Raw genomic sequence first — 23,627 nt, forward strand, 5'->3', positions numbered from 1 at the left:
GGACAGATGCGGCTCCCGCCGGGCGCTCCGGTCGGTGTGCCGAGCGCACCCCCCGCGGCCGGCGCGCCCGACCCCGCCTCCGCCACGCTCGCCGTGCTGCTCATCGGTCCCGCGGGCGCCGGAAAGACCAGCGTCGCCAAGTACTGGGCCGGCCACCGACGGGTCCCCACCGCCCACATCAGCCTGGACGACGTCCGCGAATGGGTCCGCTCGGGCTTCGCCGACCCCCAGTCGGGGTGGAACGACAACTCGGAGGCGCAGTACCGCCTGGCCCGCCGCACCTGCGGCTTCGCGGCACGTAACTTCCTGGCCAACGGGATCTCGTGCATCCTCGACGACGCCGTCTTCCCGGACCGCCCAGTGGTCGGCCTCGGTGGCTGGAAACGTCATGTGGGCCCCGGACTGCTGCCGGTCGTCCTGCTGCCCGGGCTGGAGATCGTCCTGGAGCGCAACGCGGAGCGTAGGGGCAACCGCCGGCTCACCGACGAGGAGGTCGCCCGCATCCACGGCCGCATGGCCGGCTGGTACGGCTCCGGCCTGCCGATCATCGACAACTCCCAGCTCGATGTGGAGGGCACGGCCCGCGTCCTGGACGAGGTCCTGGCCCGCGCCATCGCCAGCCCTCCGAAGTGGTGACGCGGTAGCGCAGCAGGAGCCCCCGTCCACGGAGCGTCGTCCCAGCCGCCCGTCCGGCCCTCTGGACCGGCGATATTCGGCCACCGCTCGTAGGCTCGGGTCATGTCAGAGGTGTACGCGGCCCGCCGGGAGCGGCTCAGGGAACGCTGCAGCGCGGGTGGCGGTGGGACGGCGCTGGTCTCCCGCCCCGCCAATGTCCGGTATCTCGCGGGCGCCGCGCCCAAGGGCGCCGTCCTGCTGCTGGGCATGGGCGAGGACGTGCTGGTGTGCGCCGGACCTCCGGACGATCACCCCGCCGACGGGCGGCCCGACGAGGCGCTGCGGGTGCGCGTTCTGCCGGTGAGCGGCGGTGACCCCGCCGTCGCCGCCGCCGACATGGCCGCGGCACAGGGCGCCGAGGCCCTGGCGGTGGAGGAGCACCACCTCACCGTGGCCCGGCACCGCTCCGTGCGCTCGGTCGCACCGAGGCTGCGGCTCACGGACCTCGGCGGCGCGGTCGAGCAGTTGCGGGTCGTCAAGGACGAGGACGAGATCGCCCTCCTCAGGATCGGCGCGGAGATCGTCGACCAGGCCCTGAGCGAGCTGCTGGAGTCGATCCTCGTCGGCCGCACCGAGCGCCATCTCGCCCTCGAACTGGAGCGCCGCCTCGTCGACCACGGCGCCGACGGACCCGCCTTCGCCACCTCCGTCGCCACCGGTCCGAACGCAGGCCGCCGCGGCCACCGCCCCACCGACCGGCGTGTGGAGGAGGGCGACTTCCTCTCCGTCTGTCTCGGCGCCGCCTACCGCGGCTACCGCTGCGAGATCGGTCGCACCTTCGTCATCGGCACCTCGCCCGCCGACTGGCAGATCGAGCTGTACGACCTGGTCTTCGCCGCCCAGCGCGCCGGACGCCAGGCCCTCGCCCCCGGCGCCGCGTACCGCGACGTGGACCGGGCCGCACGTCAGGTGCTGGACTGCGCGGGGTACGGCGGGGCGCTGCCGCCGTTGACCGGGCACGGTGTGGGACTCGAAATCGACGAGGACCCTCAGTTGGCCCCCGCGGCCATGGGTAAACTGGACGCTTGCGTGCCGGTCACCGTCGAACCGGGGGTCCACCTCCCGGGCCGGGGTGGTGTCCGGATCGATGACACGCTCGTCGTACGCCCCGAGGCGGACGGCGGACCCGAGCTACTCACCATCACGACCAAGGAGCTGCTGGCGCTGTAGGTGCCTGCCCCGGGGTCGTACGTCAGTCCAGGAGATTCCGCAACCGTGGCTTCCACGAACGACCTCAAGAACGGCATGGTGCTCAAGCTCGAAGGCGGCCAGCTCTGGTCCGTCGTCGAGTTCCAGCACGTCAAGCCCGGCAAGGGCCCCGCTTTCGTGCGCACCAAGCTCAAGAACGTGCTCTCCGGCAAGGTCGTCGACAAGACCTTCAACGCCGGTGTCAAGGTCGAGACGGCCACTGTCGACAAGCGCGACATGCAGTTCTCGTACATGGACGGCGAGTACTTCGTCTTCATGGACATGGAGACGTACGACCAGCTGCACGTCGACCGGAAGGCCGTCGGTGACGCCGCCAACTTCCTGATCGAGGGCTTCACGGCCACCGTCGCCCAACACGAGGGCGAGGTCCTCTTCGTCGACCTGCCGGCCGCCGTGGAGCTGACCGTCGCCGAGACCGAGCCGGGCGTCCAGGGCGACCGCTCCACGGGCGGCACCAAGCCCGCCACGCTGGAGACCGGCCACCAGATCCAGGTCCCGCTCTTCATCACCACCGGTGAGAAGATCAAGGTCGACACCCGCACGAGCGACTACCTCGGCCGGGTGAACAGCTAACCGTGGCTGCCCGTAACACGGCCCGTAAGCGCGCCTTCCAGATCCTCTTCGAAGGCGACCAGCGCGGGGCCGACGTCGTGACGGTCCTCGCGGACTGGATCCGGCACTCGCGGACCGACACCCGGCAGCCGCCGGTGAGCGAGTACACCATGCAGCTGGTCGAGGGCTACGCGCAGCACGCGAAGCGGATCGACGAGCTGATCGCGCAGTACGCGGTCGGCTGGACGCTGGACCGGATGCCGGTGGTCGACCGCAACATCCTCCGCCTCGGCGCCTACGAGCTGATCTGGGTCGACGAGACGCCGGACGCCGTGGTGCTCGACGAGATGGTGCAGCTCGCCAAAGAGTTCTCCACGGACGAGTCCCCCTCGTTCGTCAACGGCCTCCTCGGGCGTCTGAAGGACCTGAAGCCGTCGTTGCGCCGCGACGAGAGCTGAAGAGAAGTACCCGAAAACGCCGGAGGGCCCGCAGCACAGGTGCTGCGGGCCCTCCGGCGTTCTCAGCGAAGTGGCAGGTCCCGGCCGAAAGCGCCGCCGGGGTGGACGGAACCATGCGGTTCCGACCACCCCGGCGGCACGTTTCTGCTGGGACCTGGGCGGTCAGCTCTCCTCGTGGGAGGCCACCGCGCGGCGCGCGTCCGCGTCCAGGACTCCCCAGCTGATGAGCTGCTCGGTCAGGACGGAGGGCGACTGGTCGTAGATCACGGCGAGCGTTCGCAGGTCGTCCTGGCGGATCGACAGCACCTTGCCGTTGTAGTCGCCGCGCTGCGACTGGATCGTCGCCGCGTACCGCTGGAGCGGGCCCGCCTTCTCCGCCGGCACGTTGGCCAGGCGCTCCAGGTCGAGAACCAGCTTCGGCGGCGGTTCGGCGGCTCCGCCGGGGGTGGTGCCGGGCAGCAGCTCCTGCACCGGGACCCCGTAGAAATCCGCCAGCTCGGCCAGGCGCTGCACGGTGACGGCGCGGTCGCCGCGCTCGTACGAACCGACCACGACCGCCTTCCAGCGTCCCTGGGACTTCTCCTCCACACCGTGGAGGGAAAGGCCCTGCTGGGTACGGATCGCCCGGAGCTTGGCCCCGAGCTGTTTGGCGTATTCGCTGGACATATAGCTCCCCGGACACGGTGTCGACGTGCGGCTCGGCCGCGCGGCTGGTGACTCACTGTGAGGTTACGCAGCGTGACTCTTCCCCGTCAAGCCGAATGGTCCGGACCGACCCTTCCGTGGTAGACGCCGTGCGGGACCGCCGGACGGGTGACGCGGTGCGCCAGGGGGGTGACCGGGCTCCGCCCGCGAGCTGGTACCGTGTATGGCGCAATTCCGACGTCCTTTAAGGTCCGTCCCGTGAGGCGGAGAAGGAGGTCCTTTCCGTATGGACACGCGGCATTCCGATGCTCGGCCCGTCCTCGAAGGTCCTGACATCGCGCGGGTGCTGACCCGCATCGCCCACGAGATCGTCGAGCGCGCCAAGGGCGCCGACGACGTGGTGCTCCTCGGCATTCCGACCCGAGGCGTCTTCCTCGCCCGGCGGCTCGCCGACAAGCTCGAGCAGATCACCGGCCGCAAGGTCCCGGTCGGCTCCCTCGACATCACCATGTACCGCGACGACCTGCGCATGCAGCCGCCGCGTGCGCTGGCCCGCACCGAGATCCCCGGTGACGGCATCGACGGCCGCCTCGTCGTCCTCGTCGACGACGTGCTCTTCTCCGGCCGCACCATCCGCGCCGCCCTCGACGCCCTGAACGACATCGGGCGTCCCCGCGCGGTCCAGCTCGCGGTCCTCGTCGACCGCGGCCACCGCGAACTGCCGATCCGCGCCGACTACGTCGGCAAGAACCTCCCCACGTCGCTGCGGGAGACGGTCAAGGTCCAGCTCGCCGAGGAGGACGGTCGCGACACCGTGCTGCTCGGTGTGAAGCAGACCGTTCACGGCGCGCAGCACTAGCACTCCGGCGTACGGCGATCCGCCGTACGCCTCGCGAGTGCGCCCCGACGCGCGCCCGTCTGTACCAAATCTCCCGAATGAACCGCCTACGGAGCCTGAAAGATGCAGCGTCATCTCATCTCGGCCGCCGACCTCACCCGCGACGACGCCGTCCTGATCCTCGACACCGCCGAGGAGATGGCCCGGGTCGCGGACCGGCCGATCAAGAAGCTGCCGACCCTGCGCGGCCGCACCGTCGTCAACCTCTTCTTCGAGGACTCCACCCGCACCCGGATCTCCTTCGAGGCCGCCGAGAAGCGTCTGTCCGCGGACGTCATCAACTTCTCCGCCAAGGGGTCCAGCGTGTCCAAGGGGGAGTCCCTGAAGGACACCGCCCAGACGCTGGAGGCCATGGGTGTCGACGCCGTCGTCATCCGTCACGGCGCCTCCGGAGCCCCCTACCGCCTGGCCAACTCCGGCTGGATCGACGCCGCCGTCATCAACGCCGGCGACGGCACCCACCAGCACCCCACCCAGGCACTGCTCGACGCCTTCACCATGCGCCGCCGCCTGGTCGGCAGGGACGCCGGGATCGGCCGCGACCTGGCCGGCAAGCGCATCACGATCGTCGGCGACGTGCTGCACAGCCGGGTCGCCCGCTCCAACGTCGACCTGCTGCACACACTCGGCGCCGACGTCACGCTCGTCGCCCCGCCCACCCTGCTCCCGGTCGGCGTCGGCTCCTGGCCGTGCGAGGTCTCGTTCGATCTCGACAGCACCCTCCCCAAGTCCGACGCGGTGATGATGCTCCGCGTCCAGCGGGAGCGCATGAACGCCGCCTTCTTCCCGACCGAGCGCGAGTACTCCCGGCGCTACGGCCTCGACGCCGACCGCATGGCGAAGATGCCGGAGCACGCGATCGTGATGCACCCCGGCCCGATGGTCCGCGGCATGGAGATCACCGCCGAGGTCGCCGACTCCGAGCGCTGCACCGCCGTCGAGCAGGTGGCGAACGGCGTCTCCATCCGCATGGCGGTCCTGTACCTGCTGCTGGGCGGCGCCGTGTTCGACTCCAAGACCGTGCCCGCCGTCACCGACGCCCGTACCGAGGAGAAGTAGATCCGATGAGCAAGACCCTGATCCGTGGTGCGAAGGTGCTCGGCGGCGAGCCGCAGGACGTGCTGATCGACGGTGAGGTCGTCGAGGCGGTCGGCACCGGCCTGTCCGCCGAGGGCGCGGAGGTCGTCGAGGCCGGCGGCAAGGTGCTGCTCCCCGGCCTCGTCGATCTGCACACCCACCTGCGCGAGCCCGGCCGCGAGGACTCCGAGACCGTCCTGACCGGTACGCGGGCCGCCGCCAGGGGCGGCTACACCGCCGTGTTCGCGATGGCCAACACCTTCCCGGTCGCCGACACCGCCGGTGTCGTCGAGCAGGTCTGGCGGCTGGGCCGCGAGCACGGTTACTGCGACGTGCAGCCCATCGGCGCCGTCACGGTCGGCCTGGAGGGCAAGAAGCTCGCCGAGCTGGGCGCCATGCACGAGTCGGCGGCCGGCGTCACGGTCTTCTCCGACGACGGCAAGTGCGTCGACGACGCGGTGATCATGCGCCGGGCGCTGGAGTACGTGAAGGCGTTCGGCGGCGTGGTCGCCCAGCACGCGCAGGAGCCGCGGCTGACCGAGGGCGCCCAGATGAACGAGGGCGTCGTCTCCGCCGAGCTGGGCCTCGGCGGCTGGCCGGCCGTCGCCGAGGAGTCGATCATCGCGCGCGACGTGCTCCTGGCCGACCACGTCGGCTCCCGCGTCCACATCTGCCACCTGTCGACCGCCGGGTCCGTCGAGATCGTCCGCTGGGCCAAGTCCCGCGGCATCGACGTCACCGCCGAGGTCACCCCCCACCACCTCCTCCTCACCGACGAGCTGGTGCGCACCTACAACCCGGTCTACAAGGTGAACCCGCCGCTGCGCACCGAGCGCGACGTGCTGGCGCTGCGCGAGGCGCTCGCCGACGGCACGATCGACATCGTCGCCACCGACCACGCCCCGCACCCGCACGAGGACAAGGACTGCGAGTGGGCCGCCGCCGCCATGGGCATGGTCGGCCTGGAGACCGCGCTGTCCGTCGTCCAGGAGACGATGGTCGAGACCGGTCTGCTCGACTGGGCGGGCGTGGCGGAGCGCATGTCCTTCAAGCCTGCGAAGATCGGCCGGGCCACCGGCCACGGCCGCCCCGTCTCGGCAGGTGAGCCCGCCAACCTCACGCTCGTCGACACGGCATACCGTGGGCAGGTGGACCCCGCGGGCTTCGCCTCGCGCAGCCGCAACACCCCCTACGAGGGCCGTGAGCTGCCGGGCCGGGTCACGCACACCTGGCTGCGGGGCAAGGCCACGCTCGTCGACGGGAAGCTCACGTGACACCTGTACTCCTGTTCGCAGCCGAGAAGGAATCGGCCCAGGTCACCGACTGGACCGACCGCATCGGCTGGCTCGTCGGACTCGCCCTCTTCGTCGCGCTCGTCTACTGGCTGATGCGCGAGGGCTGGAAGTGGCGCGGCACCCTGCAGAGCGACCTGCCGGAGCTGCCCACCGCTCCTGAGGAGCCCGGCGAGGCGAAGCTCACGATGAGCGGCCGCTACCACGGCTCGACCACCGCCGGGCAGTGGCTCGACCGCATCGTGGCCCACGGCCTGGGCACCCGCAGCCGCGTCGAGCTCACGCTGACGGACGCGGGCCTGGACGTCGTACGCCCCGGGGCGACGGACTTCTTCATCCCGGCCGAGCGGATGCGCGAGGTCCGGCTCGACAAGGGCATCGCCGGCAAGGTCCTCACCGAGGGCGGACTGCTGGTGGTGACCTGGGCCCACGGCGACAAGCTGATCGACTCGGGCTTCCGCTCGGACCGCGCGGCCGAGCACAACGACTGGGTCGACACCCTGAACCAGATGATCCACAAGACGGAAGGCGCACGATGACGACCTCCACCAGGGGAGCTGAGAAGGTTCCCGCCGTACTCGTCCTGGAGGACGGCCGGATCTTCCGCGGCCGCGCCTACGGGGCCGTGGGGGTGACCTTCGGCGAAGCCGTGTTCTCCACCGGCATGACCGGCTACCAGGAGACCCTCACCGACCCGTCCTACCACCGCCAGGTCGTGGTCATGACCGCCCCGCACGTCGGCAACACCGGCGTCAACGACGAGGACCCCGAGTCCAAGCGGATCTGGGTCGCCGGCTACGTCGTACGCGACCCCGCGCGCAAGTCCTCCAACTGGCGGGCCAAGCGCTCGCTCGACGACGAACTGCGCGCGCAGGGCGTCGTCGGCATCAGCGGCATCGACACCCGGGCCCTGACCCGCCACCTGCGCGAGCGCGGTGCCATGCGCGTGGGCATCTTCTCCGGCGACGCGCTGCCCGACGAGGGCACGATGCTCGCCGAGGTGCGCCAGGCGCCGGAGATGAAGGGGGCCGACCTCTCCGCCGAGGTCGCCACCACCGAGCCGTACGTCGTCCCCGCGATCGGTGAGAAGAAGTTCACGGTCGCCGCGGTCGACCTGGGTATCAAGGGCATGACCCCGCACCGCATGGCCGAGCGCGGCATCGAGGTCCACGTGCTGCCCGCGACGGCCACCGCCGAGGACGTCTACGCCGTGGGCCCGGACGGCGTGTTCTTCTCCAACGGCCCCGGCGACCCGGCCACCGCCGACCACGCGGTCTCCGTCATGCAGGCGGTCCTGGAGCGCGGCACGCCCCTGTTCGGCATCTGCTTCGGCAACCAGATCCTCGGCCGGGCCCTCGGCTTCGGCACCTACAAGCTGAAGTACGGCCACCGCGGCATCAACCAGCCGGTGCAGGACCGCACGACCGGCAAGGTCGAGGTCACCGCGCACAACCACGGATTCGCCGTCGACGCCCCGCTCGACAAGGTCTCCGACACCCCCTACGGCCGCGCCGAGGTCTCCCACGTCTGCCTCAACGACAACGTCGTGGAAGGCCTCCAGCTGCTCGACAAGCCGGCGTTCAGCGTCCAGTACCACCCCGAGGCGGCGGCCGGTCCCCACGACGCCGCCTACCTGTTCGACCGCTTCGTGAAGCTCATGGAGGGCCAGCGTGCCTAAGCGCACCGATATCCAGTCCGTCCTGGTCATCGGCTCCGGCCCGATCGTCATCGGCCAGGCCGCCGAGTTCGACTACTCCGGCACCCAGGCGTGCCGCGTGCTCAAGGCCGAAGGCCTGCGCGTCATCCTCGTCAACTCCAACCCGGCGACGATCATGACCGACCCGGAGATCGCCGACGCCACCTACGTGGAGCCGATCACCCCGGACTTCGTCGAGAAGATCATCGCCAAGGAGCGCCCCGACGCGCTCCTGCCCACCCTGGGCGGCCAGACGGCCCTCAACACGGCCATCAAGCTGCACGAGAACGGCGTCCTGGAGAAGTACGGCGTCGAGCTGATCGGCGCCAAGGTGGAGGCCATCCACAAGGGCGAGGACCGCGACCAGTTCAAGGAGGTCGTGGAGGAGGTCCGCAAGAAGATCGGGCACGGAGAGTCCGCCCGCTCGGTCATCTGCCACTCCATGGACGACGTCCTGGCCGGCGTCGAGGAGCTGGGCGGCTATCCGGTCGTCGTCCGCCCCTCCTTCACCATGGGCGGCGCCGGCTCCGGCTTCGCGCACGACGAGGAGGAGCTGCGCCGCATCGCGGGCACCGGCCTCGCGCTCTCGCCGACCACCGAGGTGCTCCTGGAGGAGTCCATCCTCGGCTGGAAGGAGTACGAGCTGGAGCTGATGCGCGACAAGCACGACAACGTCGTGGTCGTCTGCTCCATCGAGAACTTCGACCCGATGGGCGTGCACACCGGCGACTCCATCACCGTCGCCCCGGCGATGACCCTGACCGACCGCGAGTACCAGATCCTGCGGGACATCGGCATCGCCGTGATCCGCGAGGTCGGTGTGGACACCGGCGGCTGCAACATCCAGTTCGCGGTGAACCCCGAGGACGGTCGTGTGATCGTCATCGAGATGAACCCGCGCGTGTCGCGCTCCTCCGCCCTGGCCTCCAAGGCGACCGGCTTCCCGATCGCGAAGATCGCGGCCAAGCTCGCCGTCGGCTACACCCTCGACGAGATCCCGAACGACATCACGCAGGAGACCCCGGCCTCCTTCGAGCCGACCCTCGACTACGTGGTCGTCAAGGCGCCGCGGTTCGCGTTCGAGAAGTTCCCGAGCGCCGACAGCACGCTGACCACCACCATGAAGTCGGTCGGCGAGGCCATGGCGATCGGCCGCAACTTCACCGAGGCGTTCCAGAAGGCGCTGCGCTCGCTGGAGAAGAAGGGCAGCCAGTTCACGTTCGTGGGTGAGCCCGGGGACAAGGACGAGCTGCTTCAGGCGGCGCAGCGCCCCACCGACGGCCGGGTCAACACGGTCATGCAGGCCATCCGCGCGGGCGCCACGCCCGAGGAGGTCTTCGAGTCCACCAAGATCGACCCGTGGTTCGTCGACCAGCTCTTCCTGATCAAGGAGATCGCGGACGAGCTGGCCGCAGCGGACCGCCTGGACGCCGACCTGCTCGCCGAGGCCAAGCGGCACGGCTTCTCCGACCAGCAGATCGCCGAGATCCGCGGTTCGCGCGAGGACGTGGTGCGCGAGGTGCGGCACGCCCTCGGCGTCCGCCCGGTGTACAAGACGGTCGACACCTGCGCCGCCGAGTTCGCCGCGAGGACGCCGTACTTCTACTCCTCCTACGACGAGGAGAGCGAGGTCGCCCCCCGCGAGAAGCCCGCGGTGATCATCCTGGGCTCCGGCCCGAACCGCATCGGCCAGGGCATCGAGTTCGACTACTCGTGCGTCCACGCCTCCTTCGCGCTCAGCGACGCGGGGTACGAGACCGTGATGGTCAACTGCAACCCCGAGACGGTCTCCACGGACTACGACACCTCCGACCGCCTGTACTTCGAGCCGCTGACGCTCGAGGACGTGCTGGAGATCGTGCACGCCGAGCAGCAGGCCGGGCCGGTCGCGGGCGTCGTGGTCCAGCTCGGCGGCCAGACCCCGCTCGGCCTCGCGCAGGCGCTGAAGGACAACGGCGTGCCGATCGTCGGCACCTCGCCCGAGGCGATCCACGCCGCCGAGGACCGCGGCGCGTTCGGTCGCGTGCTCGCTCAGGCCGGTCTCCCGGCCCCCAAGCACGGCACCGCCACCACCTTCGAGGAGGCGAAGGCCATCGCGGACGAGATCGGCTACCCGGTCCTCGTCCGGCCGTCCTACGTCCTCGGCGGGCGCGGCATGGAGATCGTCTACGACGAGACCCGCCTCGCCGCGTACATCGCCGAGTCGACCGAGATCAGCCCTTCCCGGCCGGTGCTCGTCGACCGCTTCCTCGACGACGCGATCGAGATCGACGTCGACGCCCTGTACGACGGCGAGGAGCTCTACCTCGGCGGCGTCATGGAGCACATCGAGGAGGCCGGCATCCACTCCGGCGACTCGGCGTGCGCGCTGCCCCCGATCACGCTGGGCGGCTTCGACATCAAGCGCCTGCGCGCCTCCACGGAGGCCATCGCGCGCGGCGTCGGCGTCCGCGGACTGATCAACATCCAGTTCGCGATGGCGGGCGACATCCTCTACGTCCTCGAGGCCAACCCGCGCGCCTCGCGTACGGTGCCCTTCACCTCCAAGGCGACGGCGGTGCCGCTCGCGAAGGCCGCCGCCCGCATCTCGCTGGGCGCGACCATCGCCGAGCTGCGCGAGGAGGGCCTGCTGCCGAGGAACGGCGACGGCGGCGAGCTGCCGCTGGACGCTCCGATCTCCGTCAAGGAGGCCGTGATGCCGTGGTCGCGGTTCCGCGACATCCACGGCCGCGGCGTCGACACCGTCCTCGGTCCGGAGATGCGCTCGACCGGCGAGGTCATGGGCATCGACTCCGTCTTCGGAACGGCGTACGCCAAGTCGCAGGCGGGCGCCTACGGTCCGCTGCCGACCAAGGGCCGGGCGTTCATCTCGGTCGCCAACCGCGACAAGCGTTCGATGATCTTCCCCGCGCGTGAGCTGGTCGCCCACGGCTTCGAGCTGCTCGCCACCTCCGGCACGGCCGAGGTCCTCAAGCGCAACGGCATCAACGCGACGGTCGTGCGCAAGCAGTCCGACGGCCCCGGCCCGAACGGCGAGAAGACCATCGTCCAGATGATCCACGACGGCGAGGTCGACCTCATCGTCAACACCCCGTACGGCACCGGCGGCCGCCTCGACGGCTACGACATCCGTACCGCGGCGGTGGCCCGCTCCGTGCCGTGCCTGACGACGGTCCAGGCGCTGGCCGCGGCGGTCCAGGGCATCGACGCGCTCAACCACGGCGACGTGGGCGTCCGCTCACTCCAGGAACACGCCGAATTCCTGACCGCGGCCCGCGACTAGCAGCCGGCGAGGGGGACACCGGAAACGGTGTCCCCCTCTTCATGAGCATCATGAAGACCCTGAGGACTCCCGAGACATGTACAAGCTTTTCTTCCGCCTGGTCTTCCAGCGGATGGACCCGGAGCAGGCCCACTACCTGGCCTTCCGCTGGATCCGCCTCGCCGCCCGCATCCCCGTGCTGCGCACCTTCCTGGCGGCCGCCCTCGCGCCCCGCTACAAGGAGCTGCGCACGGAGGCCTTCGGGCTGCGCATGCACGGCCCCTTCGGACTGGCCGCCGGCTTCGACAAGAACGCCGTCGCGATCGACGGGATGTCGATGCTGGGCTTCGACCACGTCGAGATCGGCACGGTGACGGGGGAGCCGCAGCCCGGGAACCCCAAGAAGCGGCTGTTCCGCCTCGTCGCGGACCGTGCGCTGATCAACCGCATGGGTTTCAACAACGAGGGATCGCTCGCCGTCGCCGCGCGCCTGGCGACCCGTACTCCGGTGTTCAAGACGGTGGTGGGCGTCAACATCGGCAAGACCAAGGTCGTCCCGGAGGCCGAGGCCGCCCAGGACTACGTGAAGTCGACCGAGCGGCTCGCGCCCTATGCCGACTACCTGGTCGTCAACGTGTCCTCCCCGAACACGCCCGGTCTGCGCGATCTGCAGGCCACCGAGGCGCTGCGCCCGCTGCTGACCGCCGTCCGCGAGGCCGCGGACCGTACGGTGCGCGCGCGGCGCGTACCGCTGCTTGTGAAGATCGCCCCGGATCTCGCCGACGAGGACATCGACGCCGTCGCCGACCTGGCGGTGGAGCTGGGCCTGGACGGGATCATCGCCACGAACACCACCATCGCGCGCGAGGGGCTCGGCCTGAGGTCGCAGCCCGCACTTGTGAAGGAGACCGGCGGACTGTCGGGCGCGCCCCTGAAAACGCGCTCCCTGGAGGTGCTGCGGCGCCTCTACGCGCGCGTGGGCGACCGCATCACCCTGGTGGGCGTCGGCGGCATCGAGAACGCCGAGGACGCCTGGCAGCGCATCCTGGCCGGTGCCACGCTCGTGCAGGGCTACAGCGCCTTCATCTACGAGGGGCCCTTCTGGAGCCGGGCCATCCACAAGGGGCTCCTCGCCCGCCTCCGCACGAGCCCGTACGCCACCCTCGCCGACGCGGTCGGCGCCGACGTAAGGAAGGCCGCATGAGTCCTCTGGAGCCCTTCGGCGCGCGTCTGCGCCGCGCCATGGACGGGCGCGGCCCGCTGTGCGTCGGGATCGACCCGCACGCCTCGCTGCTCACCGAGTGGGGCCTGAACGACGATGTCGCCGGGCTGGAGCGGTTCACCCGCACCGTCGTGGAGGCCATGGCCGACCGGGTCGCCGTGCTGAAGCCGCAGAGCGCGTTCTTCGAGCGGTTCGGGTCGCGCGGCGTCGCCGTCCTGGAGAAGGCGGTCGCCGAGGCGCGGGCGGCCGGGGCGCTGGTCGTCATGGACGCCAAGCGCGGCGACATCGGCTCGACCATGGCCGCGTACGCCGAGTCCTTCCTGCACAAGGACGCCCCGCTGTTCTCCGACGCGCTCACGGTCTCGCCGTACCTCGGCTACGGCTCCCTGAAGCCGGCCGTGGAGCTGGCGCGGGAGAGCGGAGCCGGGCTGTTCGTGCTCGCCCTGACCTCCAACCCGGAGGGAGGCGAGGTGCAGCACGCCCTGCGCTCCGACGGACGGAACGTCGCAGCGACGATGCTCGCCCACCTCGCGGCCGAGAACGCGGGGGAGGACCCTCTCGGCTCCTTCGGCGCGGTCGTCGGCGCGACGCTCGGCGACCTGTCCTCGTACGACCTGGACGTCAACGGGCCGCTCCTCGCCCCCGGCATCGGTGCCCAGGGGGCCACTCCGGCCGATCTTCCGGCGGTGTTCGGCGCGGCGGTGCGCAATGTCGTGCCGAACGTCAGCCGGGGTGTTCTTCGTCACGGTCCCGACGTCGTCGCGCTGCGTGACGCCGCGCAACGCTTCGCCGACGAGATCCGGGACGCCCTGGACCCCGAGTAGCGCCTCGCGGGGCCGACGAGCGCACGGAAGAACCCTTCCAGGACGGCTCGAGGTCTGGATACATCCTCAAATCCGGGGCAATATGTCCGAAAGGTCCGTCTCAACAGAGGCTGACCAGGACTTTTCCGCTGTTCTCGCTGACTCTGGCGGACTTGCCCGCTAGTCTCCGACGAGTGAGGGCACCTCCCGCGCCCTCAAGGCAGTGGGGGAGAGCGGGCAAGCGTGTTGCTCGTAGCTCCCCAGGTGTGGGGCGACTAGGTTCCTCACCGGTCCGTATCCGACAGTTCGACATCCGAGGTGACGTAGGCGTGGCTCTTCCGCCCCTTACCCCCGAACAGCGCGCAGCCGCGCTCGAAAAGGCCGCCGCGGCTCGCCGGGAGCGGGCCGAGGTCAAGAATCGACTCAAGCACTCCGGCGCCTCCCTTCACGAGGTCATCAAGCAGGGCCAGGAGAACGACGTCATCGGCAAGATGAAGGTCTCCGCCCTCCTCGAGTCCCTGCCGGGCGTGGGCAAGGTCCGCGCCAAGCAGATCATGGAGCGACTCGGAATCTCCGAGAGCCGCCGCGTGCGGGGTCTCGGTTCCAACCAGATCGCCTCTCTCGAGCGCGAGTTCGGTGGTACCGCCAGCTGAGTCCGGGGCACTCCGGGATTGCTGGAATAATCGCTGCATGAGCGAACGTCCGCGGCTGACCGTGCTCTCCGGCCCCTCGGGGGTCGGCAAGAGCACGGTCGTCGCCCATATGCGCAAGGAACACCCCGAGGTCTGGCTCTCGGTGTCGGCGACGACCCGCGCGCCCCGGCCCGGTGAACGGCACGGAGTCCACTACTTCTTCGTCACCGACGACGAGATGGACAAGCTGATCGCCAACGGCGAGCTGCTGGAGTGGGCCGAGTTCGCCGGCAACCGCTACGGGACGCCGCGGGCCGCCGTGATCGAGCATCTGGAGGCCGGGGTGCCGGTCCTGCTGGAGATCGATCTCCAGGGTGCCCGGCAGGTCCGTGAATCCATGCCCGAGGCGCAGCTCGTGTTCCTGGCTCCTCCCACCTGGGAGGAGCTCGTGCGCAGGCTCACCGGGCGGGGCACCGAGCCGCCCGAGGTCATCGAGCGCCGCCTGGAGGCGGCCAAGACCGAGCTGGCCGCCGAGCCCGAGTTCGACGAGACCCTGGTCAACACCTCGGTCGAGGATGTGGCGCGCGAGCTGCTAGCCTTGATGAACGTTGTGTGATCAGGGTTGTGTGATCAGGTCTGCCTGATCGGTACTGATCTTTCCCATCTTTCGGAAGGTAGAGCGTGTCCTCTTCCATCACCGCGCCCGAGGGCATCATCAACCCGCCGATCGACGAGCTCCTCGAGGCCACCGACTCGAAGTACAGCCTCGTGATCTACGCGGCCAAGCGGGCCCGCCAGATCAACGCGTACTACTCGCAGCTCGGTGAGGGCCTCCTCGAGTACGTCGGTCCGCTCGTGGACACCCACGTCCACGAGAAGCCGCTCTCGATCGCTTTGCGCGAGATCAACGCGGGTCTGCTGACCTCCGAGTCCATCGAGGGCCCGGCCCAGTGACCGCGCGGTAGCAATAAGTAATATCTACTGATCGCAGTAGGCTTTTCCACAGGCCCGGCAGCGCGACTGTCGGGCCTGTGGTGTCTCATAGACCCGTACGCCGATGAGCCGCGGCGTACGGGTGTCGAGTGCGGGGAGGCCCGGTGGGCAAGCCGAAGGTCGTTCTGGGGGTCAGCGGCGGCATCGCCGCCTACAAGGCGTGCGAGCTGCTGCGCAGACTGACCGAGTCCGGGCATGACGTCCGCGTCGTGCCGACCGCCTCCGCGCTGCACTTCGTCGGCGCCGCCACCTGGTCCGCCCTCTCCGGCAACCCGGTCTCCACGGAGGTCTGGGACGACGTCCACGAGGTCCCGCACGTCCGCATCGGCCAGAATGCCGACCTGGTGGTGGTCGCCCCGGCCACCGCGGACACGCTCGCCAAGGCCGCCCACGGACTCGCCGACGACCTCCTGACCAACACCCTCCTGACCGCCCGCTGCCCGGTCGTCTTCGCCCCGGCCATGCACACGGAGATGTGGGAACACCCGGCCACACAGGAGAACGTGGCGACGCTGCGCCGCCGCGGGGCCGTCGTCATCGAACCGGCGGTCGGCCGGCTGACCGGCGTCGACACCGGCAAGGGCCGACTGCCCGAACCGGCCGAGATCTTCGAGATCTGCCGCCGGGTGCTCGCCCGAGGCGTCAGCGAGCCCGACCTCGCAGGGCGGCACGTCGTCGTCAGCGCCGGCGGCACCCGTGAGCCCCTCGACCCCGTCCGCTTCCTCGGCAACCGCTCCTCCGGCAAGCAGGGCTACGCCCTCGCGCGCACGGCCGCGGCCCGGGGCGCCCGCGTCACCCTGATCGCCGCGAACACGGGTCTGCCCGACCCGGCCGGAGTCGACGTCATACCGGTGGAGACCGCGGTGCAGCTGCGCGAGGCGGTCCTCAAGGCGGCCGCGGACGCCGACGCCGTCGTGATGGCGGCGGCGGTGGCGGACTTCCGCCCGGCGACCTACGCCCCGGGGAAGATCAAGAAGAAGGACGGGCAGGACCCGGAGCCCATCACCCTGGTCAGGAATCCCGACGTCCTGGCGGAGATCTCGGCCGACCGCGCCCGCCCGGACCAGATCGTGGTCGGCTTCGCCGCGGAGACCGACGACGTGCTGGCGAACGGCCGGGCGAAGCTGGCGCGCAAGGGCTGCGACCTGCTCGTGGTGAACGAGGTGGGGGAGCGCAAGACCTTCGGCTCCGAGGAGAACGAGGCGGTCGTGCTGGGCGCCGACGGCAGCGAGACCCCGGTGCCGCACGGGCCGAAGGAAGCGCTGGCCGAGACGGTGTGGGACCTCGTGGCGCGCCGTCTGTCCTGAATCTTGCATTCGGCTGAAGGCTCACTCAAACCTCGGACAATCAGGCGTGGCGACCCTGGAAATGGACCTGCGGCATTCGGCAGAATGCCCGTGCCGCAGGTCACAGGGCTCCCGAGAGGCGAGACACCTGGGCCGGTGGCAGAGCGCGACCGATAAACTGTTCTCGGACGTCGCCGGGCGCAGCCCCCGACCCGTCCGCCCATGATCAGCCAGCAGCCGCTGCAACCCCAGGGAGCGTTGTGTCCCGTCGCTTGTTCACCTCGGAGTCCGTGACCGAGGGTCACCCCGACAAGATCGCTGACCAGATCAGCGACACCATTCTCGACGCGCTTCTGCGTGAGGACCCGACGTCCCGGGTCGCCGTGGAGACGCTGATCACGACCGGCCTGGTGCACGTGGCCGGTGAGGTCACGACCAAGGCGTACGCGGACATCGCGACGCTGGTTCGCAACAAGATCCTCGAGATCGGCTACGACTCGTCGAAGAAGGGCTTCGACGGCGCGTCCTGTGGTGTGTCGGTGTCGATCGGCGCGCAGTCCCCGGACATCGCGCAGGGCGTGGACACGGCGTACGAGTCCCGTGTCGAGGGCGACGACGACGAACTGGACCGGCAGGGCGCCGGTGACCAGGGTCTGATGTTCGGCTACGCGTCGGACGAGACGCCGACGCTGATGCCGCTGCCGGTCTTCCTGGCGCACCGCCTGTCCAAGCGCCTGTCCGACGTCCGCAAGAACGGCACGATCCCCTACCTGCGCCCGGACGGCAAGACGCAGGTCACCATCGAGTACGACGGTGACAAGGCGGTCCGTCTGGACACGGTGGTCGTCTCCTCGCAGCACGCGAGCGACATCGACCTGGAGTCGCTGCTGGCCCCCGACATCCGCGAGTTCGTGGTCGAGCCGGAACTGAAGGCGCTGCTGGACGACGGCATCAAGCTCGAGACCGACGGCTACCGCCTGCTGGTCAACCCCACCGGCCGCTTCGAGATCGGCGGCCCGATGGGCGACGCGGGCCTGACCGGGCGTAAGATCATCATCGACACGTACGGCGGCATGGCCCGCCACGGCGGCGGCGCGTTCTCCGGCAAGGACCCGTCCAAGGTGGACCGCTCGGCCGCGTACGCGATGCGCTGGGTCGCCAAGAACGTGGTCGCCGCGGGCCTGGCCTCCCGCTGCGAGGTCCAGGTGGCGTACGCGATCGGCAAGGCCGAGCCGGTGGGTCTGTTCGTGGAGACCTTCGGCACGGCCAAGGTCGACGCCGAGAAGATCGAGAACGCGATCACCGAGGTCTTCGACCTGCGCCCGGCCGCGATCATCCGCGACCTCGACCTGCTCCGTCCCATCTACGCCCAGACCGCGGCGTACGGGCACTTCGGCCGCGAGCTGCCCGACTTCACCTGGGAGCGCACGGACCGGGTGGAGGCCCTGCGCAAGGCGGCGGGTCTGTAGGCCCTCCAGCACGGTGTCACGAGGCCCGGCGCCCTTCGGGGCGGCCGGGCCTCGGTGCGTGGAAAGGATCCCGTCAGGCAGAGCCGGAGAAGCCTGTCTTTCCGGCCGATCCGACCTTCGAGGACAGACCCTGCGCGGGCGGAGTCGTCTCGGCGCACGCCCGTGTCAGTGGCGTTTGGTAAGAATGCAAGCGTGAGCAGCGAGAACGGGCAGCAGCGGGCGGGCGGGTCAGACGCCGGACCACCCGAGCAGCTCGCCCTGCTGCGGGACGCGGTGCGCAAGGCCAAGGCGCCCCGGGCCAAGCCCCGGACCTGGCGGGGGGCCTCGCTCGCCAAGGAACTGCCCGTCGCGCGCGTGGTCGTCAACAAGGGCGTGCTGCACCTGGACCGCTACTTCGACTACGCCGTACCGGAGGAGCTCGACGCCGTCGCACGGCCCGGAGTCAGGGTCCGGGTGCGGTTCGGGGCCGGCGGGCGCTCGGTGCGGGAGGGACGGCGCGAGGGCGGCGGGCTCATCGACGGTTTTCTGGTCGAGCGGGTGGCCGAGTCCGACTACTCCGGGCCCCTCGCGGCGCTCGCGCAGGTCGTGTCCCCCGAACCCGTCCTCTCGCCCGAGCTGCTGGGCCTCGCCCGCGCCGTCGCCGACCGTTATGCAGGCAGCCTCGCGGACGTGCTCCAGCTCGCGGTCCCGCCGCGGCACGCCCGCGCGGAGGCCGCTGAGTGGGGCGCGCCGCCGGCGCCTCCGCCCGCGCCGGAGCCCGGATCGTGGCGGCGGTACGGGCGGGGCGCGGACTTCCTGCGGTCGCTCGCCTCCGGCGGTGTGCCCCGGGCCGTGTGGACCGCCCTGCCCGGGCCCCAGTGGGCGCAGGAGATCGCCCGGGCCGTGCAGGCCACGCTCGCCTCCGGGCGGGGCGCCCTGGTCGTCGTGCCCGCCGGACGGGCCGTGGCGCGGGTCGACACCGCGCTGCGCGAGCTGATCGGCGAGGGGCGGCATGCGGTGCTGACCGCCGACGCCGGACAGGAGCGGCGGTACCGGGAGTGGCTCGCCGTGCGCCGCGGAGCCGTACGAGCCGTCGTCGGGACCCGGGCCGCCATGTTCGCGCCCGTACGGAACCTGGGGCTCGTCGTCGTGTGGGACGACGGGGACGCCGGTCACAGTGACGACCACGCCCCCTTCCCGCATGTCCGCGAGGTGCTGGAGCTGCGCGCCACTCGCGAGAAGTGCGGCTTCCTGCTGGGGAGCTGGAGCTGCACCGTCGAGGCCGCGCAGCTCGTGGAGAGCGGATGGGCCGCGCCGCTGGTCGCCGACCGCGAGCAGGTGCGCGCCACCGCCCCGCTCGTACGGACGGTGGGCGACGGGGACCTCGCACGCGACGAGGCGGCGCGGGCCGCACGGCTGCCCACGCTCGCCTGGGAGGTCGCACGGGAGGGGCTGCGGCACGGACCGGTTCTGGTGCAGGTGCCCCGGCGCGGCTATGTGCCCCGGATGGCCTGCGCGCAGTGCCGGGCCCCCGCGCGCTGCCGGCACTGCGCCGGGCCGCTGGCGGGGCAGGAGGCCGGGGAGCTCAGGTGCGCCTGGTGCGGGCGGGAGGAGAGCGCCTGGCACTGTCCGGAGTGCGGGGGGTTCCGGTTGCGGGCCCAGATCGTGGGGGCGCGGCGGACCGCCGAGGAGCTGGGGCGGGCCTTCCCGGCCGTTCCGGTGCGCACCTCGGGGCGCGAGCAGGTGCTGGACACGGTGCCGGGGACACCGGCCCTGGTGGTCAGCACCCCGGGGGCGGAGCCCGTCGCCGAGGGCGGTTACGCGGCGGCGCTGCTCCTGGATGGATGGGCCATGTTGGGCCGGCCCGATCTGCGCGCGGGCGAGGACGCACTGCGGCGGTGGATCGGCGCCGGCGCGCTGGTGAGGCCGCAGTCCGTGGGCGGCACGGTCGTGATCGTCGCCGAGCCGACGCTGCGACCCGTGCAGGCGCTCGTCCGGTGGGATCCGGTCGGGCACGCGGTGCGCGAACTGGCCGAGCGGGCGGAGCTGGGGTTTCCACCGGTGTCGCGGATGGCGGCGGTGTCCGGACCGGCCGAGGCCGTCGCGGACTTCCTCGCGGGTGCCCGTCTCCCGCCCGCCGCCGAGGTGTTGGGACCCGTCCCGATGCCGGTCACCGAAGCCGGGCGGCCCCGCAGGGTCGGGGGGCCGCCGCCGGGGGAGCGCTGGGAGCGGGCGCTGGTGCGCGTACCGCCCGGGAGCGGGGCCGCTCTGGCGACCGCCCTGAAGACCGCGCTGGCCACCCGGACGGCACGGGCGGCCGGCGGCGACGCGGTAAGGATCCGGATCGATCCACCGGACATCGGGTGACGGCCGTCATCGGCCAGGGGTACCGAGGATGGAGCCGATCGGTCGTGCGGCTCGGACGGGACTGCCTCCCGGTGCGGCCGGGAGGCAGAGCGGAAGGGGCGGCGTCAGCCGTTGCGCGGTCCGGGGAAGGCGGTCGGCCTCGCCTCGTCGCGGAGCGTGGGGCTGCCCGCCGTCGGCTGGGTCGGCATCGAGCGGGCCGCGGGCACCGTGGGGATACCCGAGCCCACGTTGATCGTGCGGGTACCGGACGGTTCCGCCGCGCGATCGGCCTCGGCGGCCGCCTGCGCGGCGGCACGGCGGGCGCCGTAACGGCGGTGGACCGCCTGCTTGGTGACTCCGAGCGCGGAGCCCACGGCGTCCCACGAGAAGCCGAGTGAGCGGTCGAAGTCCACGGCGGCGGTGACCAGGGTCTCGACACTGTCCCGCAGCTCCTGGGCGAGACGGACGGTCGGGGCGGGAGCGCGTCCGTAGACGACGAAGCCCGTGGACGGGCCGGAGCGCCGCGGGCGGTAGACATTGCCCAACTGGGCGGTGAGGGTGCGCAGTGCGTCCACCTGCCGGCGGACCCGCTCGATGTCCCGCACCAGCAAGTGCAGGCTGGCCCGGGCCTGGGCGTCGTGGGTTGCGTGGTCGGCCATGAACAAGCCTCTCGAACCGGCGTTGAAAAGGATCGGGCCGCTACAGCGGCCCGCTTGTGGTCAACTCTTTCTTGACCAACGCGCATTCGGTCCTGTGGTCACGCTGCGGGGGCGTAAGAGCATATGCGTACGCCCCCGGCGGATGGCGTGCGCTGCGAGCCCCCGCCTGCGGCCGGGCGCGCCCCGCCACGTCCTAGACTGGTGCGCCGCCCGCAGACCCGGTCCGGCCGGTACCTGCGGGTCCGTCAGAACTCCCGCCCGAGAGGCCGTCACCCACCCATGAAGCTCGTCTTCGCAGGTACCCCCGAGGTCGCCGTTCCCGCGCTGGACGCTCTGATCGCGTCGGACCGGCACGAGGTGGCCGCCGTCGTCACCCGGCCCGACGCACCGGCCGGGCGCGGGCGCAGGCTCGTCGCCAGTCCCGTCGCCGAACGGGCGGAGGAGGCCGGCATCGAGATCCTCAAGCCGAACAGGCCCCGGGACGAGGACTTCCTCGGCCGCCTCAGGGAGATCGCGCCCGACTGCTGTCCCGTCGTCGCCTATGGCGCGCTCCTGCCCCGGGTCGCCCTCGACATCCCCGCCCACGGCTGGGTCAACCTGCACTTCTCCCTGCTGCCCGCCTGGCGCGGCGCCGCCCCCGTGCAGCACTCCATCATGGCGGGCGACGAGATCACCGGCGCCTCCACCTTCCTCATCGAGGAGGGCCTGGACTCCGGTCCCGTCTACGGCACCGTCACCGAGCGGATCCGGCCCACCGACACCAGCGGTGACCTGCTCACCCGACTCGCCTTCGCCGGTGCCGGACTCCTCGAGGCCACCATGGACGGCATCCAGGACGGCACCCTCAAGGCCGTGCCGCAGCCCGCCGAGGGCGTCACGCTCGCCCCCAAGATCACTGTCGAGGACGCGCAGGTCGACTGGTCCGCGCCCGCGCTGCGCGTCGACCGCGTGGTGCGCGCCTGCACACCGGCGCCCGGTGCCTGGACCACCTTCCGCGGCGAACGGCTCAAGCTCATCCAGGTCACGTCCCGGCCCGAGGTGACGGACCTCGCACCCGGGCGGCTGTCCGTCGGCAAGAACAACGTGTACGTGGGCACCGGTTCGCACGCGGTCGAACTGGTATGGGTGCAGGCCCAGGGCAAGAAACCGATGAAGGCCGCTGACTGGGCGCGCGGGGTGCGGATCGGCGCCGCGGAGACCCTGGGGGGTGTCTGACACAACTGGCCGGGGACACGACGCCAATGGTCGGACACCCCCTGGCAGAAGACCTCGCCGACCTCCGCGTCGGCCCGATATTCCGCGGACGTACGCTGTAAGCGCACGCCGTCCCACAACCGGAGCACCTTTTTCGTGACCGAGCAGTCCCGCCGTCCCCGCAAGCCCGGCAAGCCCTACCGCCGGCCCAAGAAGGACCCCGTCCGTATCCTCGCCTTCGACGCCTTGCGGGCGGTGGACGAGCGGGACGCGTACGCCAACCTCGTCCTGCCGCCGCTGCTGCGCAAGGCGCGTGAGAAGGGCGACATCGACGGGCGGGACGCGGCACTCGCCACCGAGCTGGTGTACGGGACCCTGCGCAGGCAGGGCACGTACGACGCCATACTCTCCGCCTGCGTCGACCGGCCGCTGCGCGACGTCGACCCGCCCGTGCTGGACGTGCTGAGCCTCGGCGTCCACCAACTGCTCGGTACGCGGATCCCCACCCACGCCGCCGTGTCCGCGACCGTCGAACTGGCGCGCGTGGTGCTCGGCGACGGGCGGGCCAAGTTCGTCAACGCCGTTCTGCGCAAGGTCGCTCAGGACGATCTCGACGCCTGGCTGGAGCGGGTGGCGCCCCCGTACGACGAGGACCCCGAGGACCACCTCGCCGTCGTGCACTCGCACCCGCGCTGGGTCGTCTCCGCCCTGTGGGACTCCCTCGGCGGCGGACGCGCCGGCATCGAGGAACTCCTCGCGGCGGACAACGAACGTCCCGAGGTCACCCTCGTCGCCCGGCCCGGCCGCTCCACCACCGAGGAACTCCTGGACGAACCCGCCGCGCTGCCGGGCCGCTGGTCTCCGTACGCCGTCCGGCTCACCGAGGGCGGCGAGCCCGGCTCGGTGGACGCCGTGCGCGAGGGCCGTGCGGGTGTCCAGGACGAGGGCAGCCAGCTCGTCGCGCTCGCCCTCGCGAACGCCCCCCTCGACGGACCCGACCGGGCCTGGCTGGACGGGTGCGCCGGGCCCGGTGGCAAGGCCGCCCTGCTCGCCGCCCTCGCCGCCGAGCGCGGAGCCGTGCTGCTGGCCTCCGAGAAGCAGCCGCACCGGGCCGGCCTGGTGGCGAAGGCGCTGGCCGGGAATCCAGGCCCGTACCAGGTCGTCGCCGCCGACGGCACCCGGCCGCCGTGGCGGCCCGGCACCTTCGACCGCGTCCTGATGGACGTGCCCTGCACCGGCCTCGGCGCCCTGCGCCGCCGCCCCGAGGCGCGCTGGCGCCG

Annotated in this window: 22 protein-coding genes; 20 read left to right on the forward strand and 2 right to left on the reverse strand. The window is 71.3% G+C overall.

From position 1 onward, the window contains the following. The 4 genes from C3488_RS34455 to nusB all read left to right on the forward strand — a co-directional run. Positions 1-636 (forward strand): ATP-binding protein (locus C3488_RS34455; RefSeq protein ID WP_258053838.1); only part of this gene is annotated, 636 nt, incomplete at its 5' end. A gap of 102 nt (positions 637-738) precedes the next feature. Then, entirely contained in the window at positions 739-1,845 is a 1,107-nt protein-coding gene (locus C3488_RS34460) for a M24 family metallopeptidase (RefSeq protein WP_103844818.1), read from the forward strand. Positions 1,846-1,890: 45 nt separating this feature from the next. After that, positions 1,891-2,457: an elongation factor P gene (efp, locus tag C3488_RS34465; RefSeq protein WP_103844819.1), complete on the forward strand. Its 567-nt coding sequence runs from the start codon at positions 1,891-1,893 to the stop codon at positions 2,455-2,457. Positions 2,458-2,459: 2 nt separating this feature from the next. Further along, the gene (nusB, locus tag C3488_RS34470; protein WP_103844820.1) at positions 2,460-2,894 is read left to right on the forward strand and encodes a transcription antitermination factor NusB; all 435 of its coding nucleotides are present in this window, start codon (positions 2,460-2,462) and stop codon (positions 2,892-2,894) included. Positions 2,895-3,056: 162 nt separating this feature from the next. Here the strand turns inward: nusB and bldD are convergent, their stop codons facing one another. Beyond that, the gene (gene bldD, locus C3488_RS34475) at positions 3,057-3,560 is read right to left on the reverse strand and encodes a transcriptional regulator BldD (protein WP_103844821.1); all 504 of its coding nucleotides are present in this window, start codon (positions 3,558-3,560) and stop codon (positions 3,057-3,059) included. Between the two features lie 265 nt (positions 3,561-3,825). On the opposite strand from bldD, the gene pyrR reads away from it, so the two are divergent. From pyrR to C3488_RS34545, 14 genes are all read left to right on the forward strand, one after another. Further along, the gene (pyrR, locus tag C3488_RS34480) at positions 3,826-4,398 is read left to right on the forward strand and encodes a bifunctional pyr operon transcriptional regulator/uracil phosphoribosyltransferase PyrR (protein WP_103844822.1); all 573 of its coding nucleotides are present in this window, start codon (positions 3,826-3,828) and stop codon (positions 4,396-4,398) included. A gap of 102 nt (positions 4,399-4,500) precedes the next feature. Then, positions 4,501-5,496: an aspartate carbamoyltransferase catalytic subunit gene (locus tag C3488_RS34485; protein WP_103844823.1), complete on the forward strand. Its 996-nt coding sequence runs from the start codon at positions 4,501-4,503 to the stop codon at positions 5,494-5,496. A 5-nt stretch (positions 5,497-5,501) separates the two neighbouring features. Next, positions 5,502-6,788 carry a dihydroorotase gene (locus tag C3488_RS34490; RefSeq protein ID WP_103844824.1) on the forward strand — a complete coding sequence of 429 codons (1,287 nt, stop codon included), beginning with the start codon at positions 5,502-5,504 and terminating at the stop codon, positions 6,786-6,788. Then, positions 6,785-7,345, forward strand: a complete 561-nt coding sequence (locus C3488_RS34495) for a hypothetical protein (RefSeq protein WP_103844825.1) — start codon at positions 6,785-6,787, stop codon at positions 7,343-7,345. The genes C3488_RS34490 and C3488_RS34495 overlap by 4 nt, the downstream gene beginning before the upstream one ends. Then, the gene (gene carA, locus C3488_RS34500) at positions 7,342-8,484 is read left to right on the forward strand and encodes a glutamine-hydrolyzing carbamoyl-phosphate synthase small subunit (RefSeq protein WP_103844826.1); all 1,143 of its coding nucleotides are present in this window, start codon (positions 7,342-7,344) and stop codon (positions 8,482-8,484) included. The genes C3488_RS34495 and carA overlap by 4 nt, the downstream gene beginning before the upstream one ends. Next, positions 8,477-11,785: a carbamoyl-phosphate synthase large subunit gene (carB, locus tag C3488_RS34505; protein ID WP_103844827.1), complete on the forward strand. Its 3,309-nt coding sequence runs from the start codon at positions 8,477-8,479 to the stop codon at positions 11,783-11,785. Before carA ends, carB begins: the two co-directional genes overlap by 8 nt. A 76-nt stretch (positions 11,786-11,861) precedes the next feature. Continuing rightward, positions 11,862-12,968, forward strand: coding sequence for a quinone-dependent dihydroorotate dehydrogenase (locus tag C3488_RS34510; protein WP_103844828.1), 1,107 nt, complete (start codon positions 11,862-11,864; stop codon positions 12,966-12,968). Then, positions 12,965-13,810: an orotidine-5'-phosphate decarboxylase gene (pyrF, locus tag C3488_RS34515; RefSeq protein WP_181139314.1), complete on the forward strand. Its 846-nt coding sequence runs from the start codon at positions 12,965-12,967 to the stop codon at positions 13,808-13,810. Before C3488_RS34510 ends, pyrF begins: the two co-directional genes overlap by 4 nt. 308 nt (positions 13,811-14,118) lie before the next feature. Then, complete coding sequence (locus tag C3488_RS34520) at positions 14,119-14,442, forward strand: integration host factor (protein ID WP_103844829.1); 324 nt, start codon at positions 14,119-14,121, stop codon at positions 14,440-14,442. Between the two features lie 37 nt (positions 14,443-14,479). Continuing rightward, on the forward strand, positions 14,480-15,037 hold the full coding sequence (gene gmk, locus C3488_RS34525) for a guanylate kinase (protein ID WP_103844830.1): 558 nt from the start codon (positions 14,480-14,482) through the stop codon (positions 15,035-15,037). A 65-nt stretch (positions 15,038-15,102) separates the two neighbouring features. Then, on the forward strand, positions 15,103-15,375 hold the full coding sequence (gene rpoZ, locus C3488_RS34530; protein WP_030412017.1) for a DNA-directed RNA polymerase subunit omega: 273 nt from the start codon (positions 15,103-15,105) through the stop codon (positions 15,373-15,375). Between the two features lie 143 nt (positions 15,376-15,518). Then, positions 15,519-16,721, forward strand: a complete 1,203-nt coding sequence (coaBC, locus tag C3488_RS34535; RefSeq protein WP_103844831.1) for a bifunctional phosphopantothenoylcysteine decarboxylase/phosphopantothenate--cysteine ligase CoaBC — start codon at positions 15,519-15,521, stop codon at positions 16,719-16,721. A 239-nt stretch (positions 16,722-16,960) separates the two neighbouring features. After that, the gene (gene metK / locus C3488_RS34540; RefSeq protein ID WP_103844832.1) at positions 16,961-18,169 is read left to right on the forward strand and encodes a methionine adenosyltransferase; all 1,209 of its coding nucleotides are present in this window, start codon (positions 16,961-16,963) and stop codon (positions 18,167-18,169) included. A 192-nt stretch (positions 18,170-18,361) separates the two neighbouring features. Continuing rightward, complete coding sequence (locus C3488_RS34545) at positions 18,362-20,515, forward strand: primosomal protein N' (RefSeq protein WP_103844833.1); 2,154 nt, start codon at positions 18,362-18,364, stop codon at positions 20,513-20,515. 104 nt (positions 20,516-20,619) lie between these two features. Here the strand turns inward: C3488_RS34545 and C3488_RS34550 are convergent, their stop codons facing one another. After that, on the reverse strand, positions 20,620-21,153 hold the full coding sequence (locus tag C3488_RS34550; protein ID WP_103844834.1) for a hypothetical protein: 534 nt from the start codon (positions 21,151-21,153) through the stop codon (positions 20,620-20,622). Between the two features lie 279 nt (positions 21,154-21,432). On the opposite strand from C3488_RS34550, the gene fmt reads away from it, so the two are divergent. Both fmt and C3488_RS34560 read left to right on the forward strand, forming a co-directional pair. Further along, a complete protein-coding gene (gene fmt, locus C3488_RS34555; protein ID WP_103844835.1) occupies positions 21,433-22,368 on the forward strand; it encodes a methionyl-tRNA formyltransferase in 936 nt (311 codons plus the stop codon). Positions 22,369-22,503: 135 nt separating this feature from the next. Continuing rightward, the coding region (locus C3488_RS34560; protein ID WP_103844836.1) for a transcription antitermination factor NusB at positions 22,504-23,627 on the forward strand (1,124 nt) is incomplete at its 3' end.

Source organism: Streptomyces sp. Ru72 (assembly GCF_002920635.1).
GTDB lineage: Bacteria > Actinomycetota > Actinomycetes > Streptomycetales > Streptomycetaceae > Streptomyces.

Bases quoted from the DNA above. Each gene is read 5' to 3' on its own strand.
- C3488_RS34460 (WP_103844818.1), top strand. From the start codon at position 739: ATGTCAGAGGTGTACGCGGCCCGCCGGGAGCGGCTCAGGGAACGCTGC.
- bldD (WP_103844821.1), bottom strand. From the start codon at position 3,560: ATGTCCAGCGAATACGCCAAACAGCTCGGGGCCAAGCTCCGGGCGATC.
- pyrR (WP_103844822.1), top strand. From the start codon at position 3,826: ATGGACACGCGGCATTCCGATGCTCGGCCCGTCCTCGAAGGTCCTGAC.
- C3488_RS34485 (WP_103844823.1), top strand. From the start codon at position 4,501: ATGCAGCGTCATCTCATCTCGGCCGCCGACCTCACCCGCGACGACGCC.
- C3488_RS34490 (WP_103844824.1), top strand. From the start codon at position 5,502: ATGAGCAAGACCCTGATCCGTGGTGCGAAGGTGCTCGGCGGCGAGCCG.
- carA (WP_103844826.1), top strand. From the start codon at position 7,342: ATGACGACCTCCACCAGGGGAGCTGAGAAGGTTCCCGCCGTACTCGTC.
- C3488_RS34510 (WP_103844828.1), top strand. From the start codon at position 11,862: ATGTACAAGCTTTTCTTCCGCCTGGTCTTCCAGCGGATGGACCCGGAG.
- pyrF (WP_181139314.1), top strand. From the start codon at position 12,965: ATGAGTCCTCTGGAGCCCTTCGGCGCGCGTCTGCGCCGCGCCATGGAC.
- gmk (WP_103844830.1), top strand. From the start codon at position 14,480: ATGAGCGAACGTCCGCGGCTGACCGTGCTCTCCGGCCCCTCGGGGGTC.
- C3488_RS34550 (WP_103844834.1), bottom strand. From the start codon at position 21,153: ATGGCCGACCACGCAACCCACGACGCCCAGGCCCGGGCCAGCCTGCAC.
- fmt (WP_103844835.1), top strand. From the start codon at position 21,433: ATGAAGCTCGTCTTCGCAGGTACCCCCGAGGTCGCCGTTCCCGCGCTG.